The following is a 9,139-nucleotide window of genomic DNA, read 5'->3' as shown; positions in this document are numbered from 1 at the left end:
AATTCGGTGGAGTGAAACGAGCTGCTTGGCACGTCAGAGCGGACTAGAGTGGGCCGTGCCCCAACAAACGGCAGCTTCGCGCCTCTATGCCGCCGTTCGCCTACTATCGCGCCGAACCTGAAAGCGGCCGTTGGTTCTGGTCGTCAGCGTCGCCGAGCCTCCGATTTCCGGACTTGCTTCGCCGTCGGCTCAAAATCGATCATTGCCGAGTCGGCCGCTACGCCGAGCCTAACGAACCCTGCTTTGCTCGCCGACGTGGACGACTTGTTTTAGGCATCAGCCGGAATAGGCGCGGAAATAAGCTTACCTATGTATGGACCGAGTATGTCGTCTACCACCAACTCAAATTCTATAAAGTAGTAATATGGCCATCCTGAGTTACCAAAGAACGGGACTCTTTCCATTTCCATTGTCTTGCGCTGACCATTCTCAAACCACTTGATATAGGCTTTAACAACTTGGACCTTCGTCTTGAAAGTCACTTTACCAGACCTGCCTGGCGCGATATTTCGTGGAAAATCTAAAACATCTCCCCAAATCGGCTCTCCTGCGTAATCGCACCAAGCTAGAGCCGCTTTCGAAATCGGCTTGTCAGTCTGGTTCTTTATAGTGAAGCTTTTTGTAAACCGTGATGCGGCCCTCTGTTCATCAACAGTAGTTTCTACAACCATCACCATTGGTAACCCTCCCTAGAACAATGAGTTTTTCAAGCGTACTTGATTTTCCCAAGCCAGCCGAATGTAACGATGGGATCCTCGGTCTTCGCGCCGTCATTAAGCTTTTTCAGGCGAATCTCGATATGGATATGGTCTGAGCGGCCGCCATATATATTTCGGCGATCTGCTGAGCCGCAAGGCAGACCCTTGTGGGCGTTTCCGGAGCAGCCAGTCAAGCCGATCAGGGTACCCACAGTGATGGGGCATTGGTCTTTGATATACAATTCAGAAAGATGGCAGAGGCACAAATATTTCTTCATGCCATCTTGCTTAAACAGAATAGAACCCCATGTCCCAAAATCTTTTGACTTGTAATGTGGAACGAAGATCCCATCAACAGGGGCAAACACTTTGGTCCCTATGGGCGCGAATATATCACAGCCATTGTGTTTCCCACCAGGTCGACCATGCCAATGACTCCAATTCGGCAACCAGCTATTGTTCTCCGCCCACCCTCGATACTGCATCTCTTTCGGCGCCGCGCCGGCTTCAAATATCGACGGGAATACGCCTTTTCCGACCTCTGGCAGAATGCCTTCGTCCGATTCACCGGTGACGATGGCGTCGTCGTCACCAAACTGCAGATCATCTGGAGCGGATGAGGGCGCTTCAACCGCTACATAGTTGGTGGGGCGATTATTGACATAAGAAAACACCGCTCCAAAATCTTTATCGGAATCCTCATTGTCGCGGAAATATATATCATCGGGGGCAAAATATAACGTCAAATCATCGCCGAGTCCAATAATCTCCTGTGAGGCTTGTGGATAGATTTTTTCATTGCTAGAATATTTTGCGATCAGGTTGTCTGCGCTACTGTTTCCAGGAAAGTTGTAGACATAGCGCCCAACCTTGAAAAGTCCAATGTAGTCCCTCGGTTCAAAACCAAGATCAGCTAATTCGACTTTGAGTGGTGCGAGGGAACTATCATTTCCGTTGGTCGGTCCCGAAAGAGATCGCTTAGGATCTACCCAAAAGAACTCTTCAAATTGTTTTTTCCGCATAATTTCCTCCCCCGAGTAAAAATACACCGACTAACGCCAGGCGCAATTAAAATCATGAGAGCACGGGAATGTGTTGTTGTTCGCCATGACATTGCCCTAGGTTACCCAAGGCTACAGTGTAGACTGCGAGCGACAATAATCGCAAGGGGGAGCGAATGTTAGGCTTGGGTGTGCCAATCGATGGCTTGCAGGAACTTGTGCCGGAAGGTGTCCAAGTCATCAAAGCACCTGAAGCGTGGAGGCATACCAAGGGCCGCGGCGCAAGTCTTTGCATTCTGAGCACCGGTATAAGCCGACATGAGGATTTGGTGCATTGGCGCCGGGAGTCCTTCGTCACCGGCGACGGCGATCCGACAGACTATAACGGCAACGGGACCGCGCTGGCGGGGATCGTGGGGGCTGCGGAGAATGGCGCTTACATTGTCGGTGCCGCACCGGAAGCGGAATGCACGTCGATGAAATTCTTAGGTAACAATGGAAGCGGCACCTATCCCGATCTCATCCGAAGCCTCGGATGGTGCGTTGAACAACAATTTGATGTGGTGGCACTTTGCTTTGGCGGTGGAGGACATTCTGACGAACTTTGTGCTGCCATCTCGAGATTGACAGATTTGGGCACGGTCGTAGTGACCGGACCTTCAGAGAGGGATGGGCGTCCGGCGATCCCAGGCTGCTGCCCAGGTGTTCTGTCGGTCGCCAAACCTTTCGTGCCGTCCCCGTACTTCCCGTCCATTCCGGACAGATCTGATGTAGTGACCTGGGCCGGACGAATGACTTCGACTGTCCTCAGCGGCGGGATTGCCAACGATTGGTACTCGATGAGCGAGATCGCGCTTGTGACGGGAGCCGTAGCGTTGGTCAAATCGGTGAAACCCACAGCGACCGTCGATGAGGTTAGGGCGTTGCTGGTCGAAACCGGAAGAGACGTGCCCGGTGCGTATCCATATCGCCAAGTCGACGCCGAGGCTGCGGTCCTCAGATCACTTGGCTAGCCGCGCTGGCAATGAGAACCAGTTATTTCTGGTTTTTAGTAAAATCGAATTCGATCAAAGCATTCGCATCGAGCGTGAATAAAGTTATTTGATGAATAGGGTGTGTCCATGGATATTACCGCCGACTTCACGAAAATTCCCGAGGGTGACTATTTTTACAATAACGACCCCATGGAATTCGGACTGCTGAACTTTGACAACATACTCTGTAACACGCTTTCTTGGAATCAACCCTTTCCGATCCGTGTTCGCAAGACGGCCGTTAACTCGGGCGGAAGCCTCACGGGTCTGGCACCAGCCGGAACTTTCGAATTTGCCCATTGCCTCGCTGGATATCACGTTGAGGGTGGCTACGCACACTGGTATGATGCAGCGGAGCTTCGGTTTTCTTACTGCTGCACGTCAAGTATCGGGAGAGTACAGGTCGGTTACGTCAATCAGTGGAACAAGGTTTCGGACCGCGTATACAATCTCGACCCTCTTCTACTAGGCGACAAGAAAGCGTTCTCGTTTGTCGCTGCAAAGGGCGAGCTTATACGGCGCGCCTTATTTATTGGGGAAGGCGCAGTCTTTGGTGAGGTCAATCTCCTGGACGTTGTCCGGGTGGCGGACCACGAGATCGATCGGAAGCGCCTCCCCGATTGGGCTCGGGACAGCATGAGTGGAATGGAGCCGGGCTGAGCCGCCATATGACCTTCCGCGCATCAGAGTTCTGCGAGCTACTACGTGTCCGTTTCTTGACGGTCATAGCGGCATCGCTCCTGCTGCTAAACTGCTCAACGCCCAGGGTTGACCTGAAGGACACCGGAAGCTTGAGTGGTCTGGTGATGGTGTTTTGGGTGGGAGAAGACAACTTTGTTTACTATCCGTTCTACAAGGATCCGCTGGTTTATCACCTCCCCAAAAGCTTGAGTGCCAAGCTGGGATATGACGCCATCCGGCCCGGTCTTCACTACAACGATGGTGGATCTATCCCGCGTGCGGTTCGTGGGGTTGAGGGTTTTTCTCCGTGGGGTTACGGGCCTGCCTATGTTGTTCACGATTGGATATTCGCTGCGCGGCATTGCCTCGGGACCGGTCAGAGCGACCGGCTTGATGATCGGGATGAACTGGAAGCTGAGAAAGTCAAGAAAATCGATTTTCCTACCTCTGCCGACATCCTAGCAGGCGTAATCGGAGCGCTCGTTGTTGAGAAACGGGTCCCCCCACGCGCAGTAGCTCCCGGTGCAATCTACACCGCAGTCGACTCATTTGTGGCCCGGCGCATCTGGGACGACGAGGATCCGGACACCTGCAAGCCTGTCTCTGAAAAGCATCTGAAAGCTATCGAAGCCGCGATCAGTAACAAGCGTCTCGCTATCTCGGGCATCGAAGGCCAAGAGCCACCCGTACTGGTGTTTCAGCAGACGTTTTAGGGCTTCAGGATCGAATTAACGGAATTGAAAACGCCGCTGAAGGGCCTTGCACCTTCGTGGCCTTATGCGGACAGTCAACGCCCGCATTGAATTGAAGAGGTGTTGCGGCCAAAACCGGCCAAGGCGTTCCGTAGCCGCTGTCGACAAGCAAGCCTCCGAAGTTCGATTCGGGGTGGAAAATGGACATTCGTTTGCATCCATTCGTCACCGGTTAAGATCAGGACATCAGGCAAGCGGTTCCACTTCGCCGGATGGATAGGGCGGTCTCCATGCTTCCGGCGCGTCCTAGCCGAAAGCGACGCTCCAACCTCCGTGAGCATCACAGAAGCAACGGGCAGCAGCTTGAGTATTGCGACCGACCGGACGGTCTGAAATCAGCCCTAAGCTGTGGTGCTGACGGCTCCGTTTCTCCTCTGGCCAATCAAGGCCGAGGAGAACTCACATGGGCCATTCTGAATTCGATGATGCTAGCCGCGAGCGCGCAGCCTGGAATGCCGGAAAGAAGGTCGGCACCAAGCGTCCGTTCACTCAGAAGCAAATCTGGGCGATCCGGTTTTTCCTGGATCGAGAGAAACGTTTACGGGATCGCGCCCTCTTCGATTTGGCGATCGACAGCAAGCTCCGCGGCTGCGACCTGGTCACGATCAGGATACGCGATGTGGTGGCTGGCCCGGAGATCAGAACTCGTGCGATCGTCGTCCAGCAAAAGACCGGGCGGCCGGTCCAGTTCGAGATCACCAGCGACGTACGGGTGAGCCTGCTGGCCTGGCTTGAACGGCGCGGCGGCACCGTTGAGGATTATGCTTTCCCGAGCCGGGTCAATCACGCGAACCACATGAGCACAAGGCAATATGCCCGACTAGTCGATGAGTGGGTGACGGCAATCGGTCTACGGTCGGACGAGTATGGCACACATTCGCTCCGTCGAACGAAGGCCTCGATGATCTACAAGGCGACGGGCAACATCCGGGCCATCCAGATACTGCTCGGTCATTCCAAGATTGAGAATACGGTCCGATATCTTGGTGTCGACGTCGAGGACGCGCTGCTCTTGGCGGAGCGGACCGAAATCTGAAGTTGCGCGGTCATCCGCTCAAACGCGGGTGGCCGCTTTTAATGCACGGGTCAGTGTAGGTTAGGTGCAACTCGACCGCTTTTGTGCGGCGATTTGCCAAAGCGGCCATTGAGGTGGTCGCCGCACTTCGACCCGTTCGCGGAACTGGCGAAGGGTGGAATGTCAACCCCACTTGATGATAGTAAGCCTAACCCCAAGGATGAACGCGACGTCAGGAGTGACCGGTGGGAGGCTGGCAACAACCCGAGCCACCGAATAGTCAACTGGAGCATATGAGGAAACGCGACGAATGAACGTCCGAAGCCCACAGAAACACAACCTGAAGGCTCACCTGACGGAAGTTGTGAAACGATTTCCCGACGTCACCGAGATCTACCTGTTCGGCTCTCGCGCCTACAAGACCGGTAGCCTCCGATCAGATTGCGATCTTCTCGTTCGCGTATCCGATACCGGCAGGGTTCAAGGCTCCGCGCTGAGGGACTATTCAATGGAGGAGTGCCCTCCCATCGATTTTTTCCTAGCCATCGGAGGACGTGCGATCAGTTGCTCTAATGATAGCTCGGTTGGTGCCCCCACGTTCGACGACCTCGTCAAGAAGCTCGATGCGATCCTTTTGTGGTCAAAAGCAGCGGGGTTTACGGATTTTGAGTTCAGCATCGAAGCCAAGTGGGTTTTTGAGACCACCCGATACGGCAAGTTCCCCGCCAGCAGCCTGCCGGACTCGGCGTATTTCGAGGATAGCTGGCAGACGGTCCTGAAGCGCACCGAGGACGAGCATCTACCGGTCAGGCCGTTTATGGGCGAGACGGTCGACAAGGTCGTCGCCCAGATCACCGAAGTCGCAAAGCGCATGGTCATGCGAAAGTCTGACCTCGGCGGCAATGGTCAGGCGAGAGCCGGCTGGACCGTTAACATCAACGACGAGTACGACTGCCAGAACCTGTTCTGGACGGTTGCGAAGCCATGGTTGCCCGGGCTTGAGAAAGAACCCTTCGTCATTCACTATCAGAATCAGGACAAGAAGGCTGATTTCGCTCTCGCGGACGGACGAATCATCGTCGAATTCAAGCACGTTGAATCGGAGGCCAAGAAGCGCGAGGTGCTGAAGGACCTGGCAGGGTTATCTGATTTCTACAGCCGCAACGGTAACATCCGCTGCCTTCTGATGCTAATCTTCTACCGAGAGGCTGCGCGTTTCGACTCTCTTCAAATCGAGAACGACTACACGTTCCTCCACACTCGCCCCAGCGTCGTGACGCACCTAATAAAAATTCCGGATTAGTGGATTGGTTAAGACGTTACCAACTTGATGGCGGTTACTCACATCTCCTTGGCCAGATTTTCGCCGTTCAGCTTAGATGAGGTTACGTCGCCTCTTTTTTGGAACGGCTAAACCCATATGGCAGCATCCGCACTTTTGCAGCCAAGACCGGATAGTGCGGAATCGGCCCGATTCAAGCGAAAATCTGCATATCTCTAGAATGGCAGGTATTGGGAAACGGTTGAGCCAAACAGAAGGACCGGATAGGGGTCGTTTGCCGAATGTCGGCTTTCTCAGTATATCGGCGAGAACCCGACAGTCAGCAGCCGGCCCAAAAGCCGCCAGTCTGCAACGCGCCTCTTCTAAGCCACTCGCGAGCGCACTCCTCAAAACAAGCCATTCGTTCATCCGACCTAGCACAAGGATACCTAGCCAGATGGAACTCCCTGCGCAGTGCACCTGAGGTACAGCGCGACGCTGGGTTTCTCTTCCCGTTGCATTGCGTCTTCGGCAAGCATTTGTGACGGCGGTGATGACAAACCGCCTCAATTGATGGCCAGTATCATTGTGCGACGCCCAGCCGTTGTGATGCGGGGCAACGTTCGCAACGTGGAACAATCCGACAGCCGGCGAGTTTCTAAGATGAAGGGCGATCTGTTTCGGAGGAAGACAGGATGAAACGCGTCCTTGCCCAAAATGGGGTGCGACTGATGTTGGGGGGCGTGGCCGCCTTTCTGCTCACCGTCGCCGAGATTCCCAACCCGATTACCCCGTTGTCGCTTGTGGCCAACGCGAGGGCTGCCACCCAGGTTTCGATCAGCATATTCTACGAAGAATTGTCTTCCCATGGTGATTGGGTTTCGTACCACGGCGCGTCCGTTTTCGTGCCAGTTGATGTACCTGACGATTGGCGTCCATATACCGTTGGACACTGGGCCTATACCGAGCAGTATGGCTGGCTGTGGGTATCCGACGAACCATTCGGCTGGGCGACCTACCATTACGGCCGGTGGGGCTATGCCGACGACATCGGCTGGTACTGGGTTCCGGGCACCCGTTGGGCGCCAGCATGGGTGAGTTGGCGTCGTGACAGGGAGCACATGATTTGGGCTCCGCTGCCGCCGCGCCGCGATCCGGATTTGATTTCAATTGAGGTGACTTTCGACACGACGCCTGATTATTACTGGGTTGTGGTCCCCACCCGCGAATTCCTTGCTGCCGACATTTCTACCGTCGTTGTCCGTGATGAGCCGGAGTTTGTGCGCATCGTGGAGGCGGCCGAGCCGGCCGGCGACGTGACGTTCCAGAACAACGTGGTTATCAACAAAATCATTGATGTCGATGTGATCGAAAAAGAGACGAGCCAGAAGGTGACTACCGTCAAGGTCAGCAAGACCGACGCGCTAGAGCAGTCCGGCAAACTGGAAAACAATACGGTCGCTGTCTTTGAGGGGGAGGTGAAAGCCGACACCAAGGCCAAACCCGCCAAGCTCAAAGACATCGACGAGGTGAAGCAGGTTCAGGCTGGCCGGAAATCCAAGCCGACCGAAGGCGCTTCAACGACCGAGCAGGCTAAGCCCGAAGAAACGACTAAGCCTGAGGAGCCGAAGGTCAGTGAGCAGCCCGCCGCCGAGCAGCAGCAGGCCGAGCCGGAGCAAGCGGCCAAGCCTCAGAAGCCGAAGGCCAAGGAGCAACCCGCGGCCGAGCAGCAGCAGGCCGAGCCGGAACAGGCGGCCAAGCCTCAGAAGCCGAAGGCCAAGGAGCAGCCCGCGGCCGAGCAGCAGCAGGCCGAGCCGGAACAGGCGGCCAAGCCTCAGAAGCCGAAGGCCAAGGAGCAGCCCGCCGCCGAGCAGCAGCAAGCCGAGCCCGAGCAGGCGGCCAAGCCCAAGCCACAGAAGCAAAAAAACAAGGCGTGCGATCCGCAGAGTGACGCGAACTGCTAGCTGTGCGCGGCACCGCAATTATTCCATCGCGGTGCCGCTGAACGGGAATGCGCGGCAAGCTGCGAACCCTCGCCACTTTCCTTCGCTGCCGCCTGCTCTGCTCTAGACCGGCTGGAAGCGCAGAACCCCGTCAACGAACACAGGGTGGACATGCAACCTGAAGAGGGTGAGACATCACCTCGCCCGAGACTATTTCGAAAGGCCTGACATCTGCCGAGACAAACCTAGGATGGGTACAGAGGTCGTTATCCAGAAACCACCATGAGCAGCCGCGGTGCCGACTTTATATACAAATGGATTTCCGAACATATGCCGGAAGGACCAACCGACGACCCGGGCCGGCTTGTGACCGATATGGCAGACCAGGCCCTGCGGGCCGCCGCCGTCGAAGGCATCCCAATTCAGGAGATCGATGAAGAGATCGGTAGCGTTTATGAAGCGATCATCCACGCCGTTGAACATCGCGACGGCGGTCTCGCGGATTAAAGATGTTGTGGGTGCCGAAGGCGGTTCGCGGTCGCGACAGGGCTGCAGATATGGACTATTGAGTTTTGGGCAGGCGCCGGCAACGCGCCTGTCTTTCCAACCGATTCGCAGTGTCTGAAATTTCTAAATTAGCTGCGCCTTATGGAACTTTGGTGCGGGCTTTTCATTTTCATCCGCATGCGAGCCTCTGTGATCCAAAGCGTCGGGACGGGAGTGAACGCGTCGCCGCGCTACTCGCTGGTCCTGC

General features: G+C 55.4%; 9 protein-coding genes. 7 read left to right on the top strand and 2 right to left on the bottom strand.

Annotated elements, in window-relative coordinates; translation table 11 throughout:
* Positions 1-269: 269 nt before the first annotated feature.
* Together NKI88_RS31330 and NKI88_RS31325 are read right to left on the bottom strand one after the other, a co-directional pair.
* Positions 270-677: a hypothetical protein gene (locus NKI88_RS31330; protein WP_352659248.1), complete on the bottom strand. Its 408-nt coding sequence runs from the start codon at positions 675-677 to the stop codon at positions 270-272.
* Between the two features lie 29 nt (positions 678-706).
* Complete coding sequence (locus tag NKI88_RS31325) at positions 707-1,720, bottom strand: M23 family metallopeptidase (RefSeq protein ID WP_352659246.1); 1,014 nt, start codon at positions 1,718-1,720, stop codon at positions 707-709.
* Positions 1,721-1,875: 155 nt separating this feature from the next.
* Between NKI88_RS31325 and NKI88_RS31320 the strand changes: the two genes are divergently transcribed.
* From NKI88_RS31320 to NKI88_RS31290, 7 genes are all read left to right on the top strand, one after another.
* Positions 1,876-2,712 (top strand): S8 family peptidase, encoded by an 837-nt coding sequence (locus NKI88_RS31320; protein ID WP_352659244.1) that lies wholly within the window; start codon positions 1,876-1,878, stop codon positions 2,710-2,712.
* Between the two features lie 108 nt (positions 2,713-2,820).
* Positions 2,821-3,393 carry a hypothetical protein gene (locus NKI88_RS31315; protein ID WP_352659242.1) on the top strand — a complete coding sequence of 191 codons (573 nt, stop codon included), beginning with the start codon at positions 2,821-2,823 and terminating at the stop codon, positions 3,391-3,393.
* 8 nt (positions 3,394-3,401) lie between these two features.
* On the top strand, positions 3,402-4,127 hold the full coding sequence (locus NKI88_RS31310) for a hypothetical protein (RefSeq protein ID WP_352659240.1): 726 nt from the start codon (positions 3,402-3,404) through the stop codon (positions 4,125-4,127).
* A gap of 442 nt (positions 4,128-4,569) precedes the next feature.
* A complete protein-coding gene (locus NKI88_RS31305) occupies positions 4,570-5,202 on the top strand; it encodes a tyrosine-type recombinase/integrase (RefSeq protein ID WP_352659238.1) in 633 nt (210 codons plus the stop codon).
* A 289-nt stretch (positions 5,203-5,491) separates the two neighbouring features.
* On the top strand, positions 5,492-6,484 hold the full coding sequence (locus NKI88_RS31300) for a PD-(D/E)XK nuclease domain-containing protein (RefSeq protein ID WP_352659236.1): 993 nt from the start codon (positions 5,492-5,494) through the stop codon (positions 6,482-6,484).
* 653 nt (positions 6,485-7,137) lie between these two features.
* Positions 7,138-8,406 (top strand): DUF6600 domain-containing protein, encoded by a 1,269-nt coding sequence (locus NKI88_RS31295; RefSeq protein ID WP_156941074.1) that lies wholly within the window; start codon positions 7,138-7,140, stop codon positions 8,404-8,406.
* Between the two features lie 261 nt (positions 8,407-8,667).
* Positions 8,668-8,892, top strand: coding sequence for a DUF768 domain-containing protein (locus NKI88_RS31290; RefSeq protein ID WP_023806853.1), 225 nt, complete (start codon positions 8,668-8,670; stop codon positions 8,890-8,892).
* The last annotated feature ends 247 nt before the right edge of the window (positions 8,893-9,139 follow it).

Origin of the sequence: Mesorhizobium sp. M0317 (assembly GCF_040321555.1) — a bacterium.
GTDB lineage: Bacteria > Pseudomonadota > Alphaproteobacteria > Rhizobiales > Rhizobiaceae > Mesorhizobium.
The sequence above is the reverse complement of the archived record's forward strand: the minus strand, read 5'-3'. Positions and strand labels throughout refer to the sequence as shown.

Excerpts from the sequence above, each read along its gene's own strand:
- NKI88_RS31305 (WP_352659238.1), top strand. The coding sequence starts at position 4,570 with ATGGGCCATTCTGAATTCGATGATGCTAGCCGCGAGCGCGCAGCCTGG.
- NKI88_RS31325 (WP_352659246.1), bottom strand. The coding sequence starts at position 1,720 with ATGCGGAAAAAACAATTTGAAGAGTTCTTTTGGGTAGATCCTAAGCGA.
- NKI88_RS31295 (WP_156941074.1), top strand. The coding sequence starts at position 7,138 with ATGAAACGCGTCCTTGCCCAAAATGGGGTGCGACTGATGTTGGGGGGC.
- NKI88_RS31320 (WP_352659244.1), top strand. The coding sequence starts at position 1,876 with ATGTTAGGCTTGGGTGTGCCAATCGATGGCTTGCAGGAACTTGTGCCG.
- NKI88_RS31315 (WP_352659242.1), top strand. The coding sequence starts at position 2,821 with ATGGATATTACCGCCGACTTCACGAAAATTCCCGAGGGTGACTATTTT.
- NKI88_RS31290 (WP_023806853.1), top strand. The coding sequence starts at position 8,668 with ATGAGCAGCCGCGGTGCCGACTTTATATACAAATGGATTTCCGAACAT.
- NKI88_RS31310 (WP_352659240.1), top strand. The coding sequence starts at position 3,402 with ATGACCTTCCGCGCATCAGAGTTCTGCGAGCTACTACGTGTCCGTTTC.
- NKI88_RS31330 (WP_352659248.1), bottom strand. The coding sequence starts at position 677 with ATGGTGATGGTTGTAGAAACTACTGTTGATGAACAGAGGGCCGCATCA.
- NKI88_RS31300 (WP_352659236.1), top strand. The coding sequence starts at position 5,492 with ATGAACGTCCGAAGCCCACAGAAACACAACCTGAAGGCTCACCTGACG.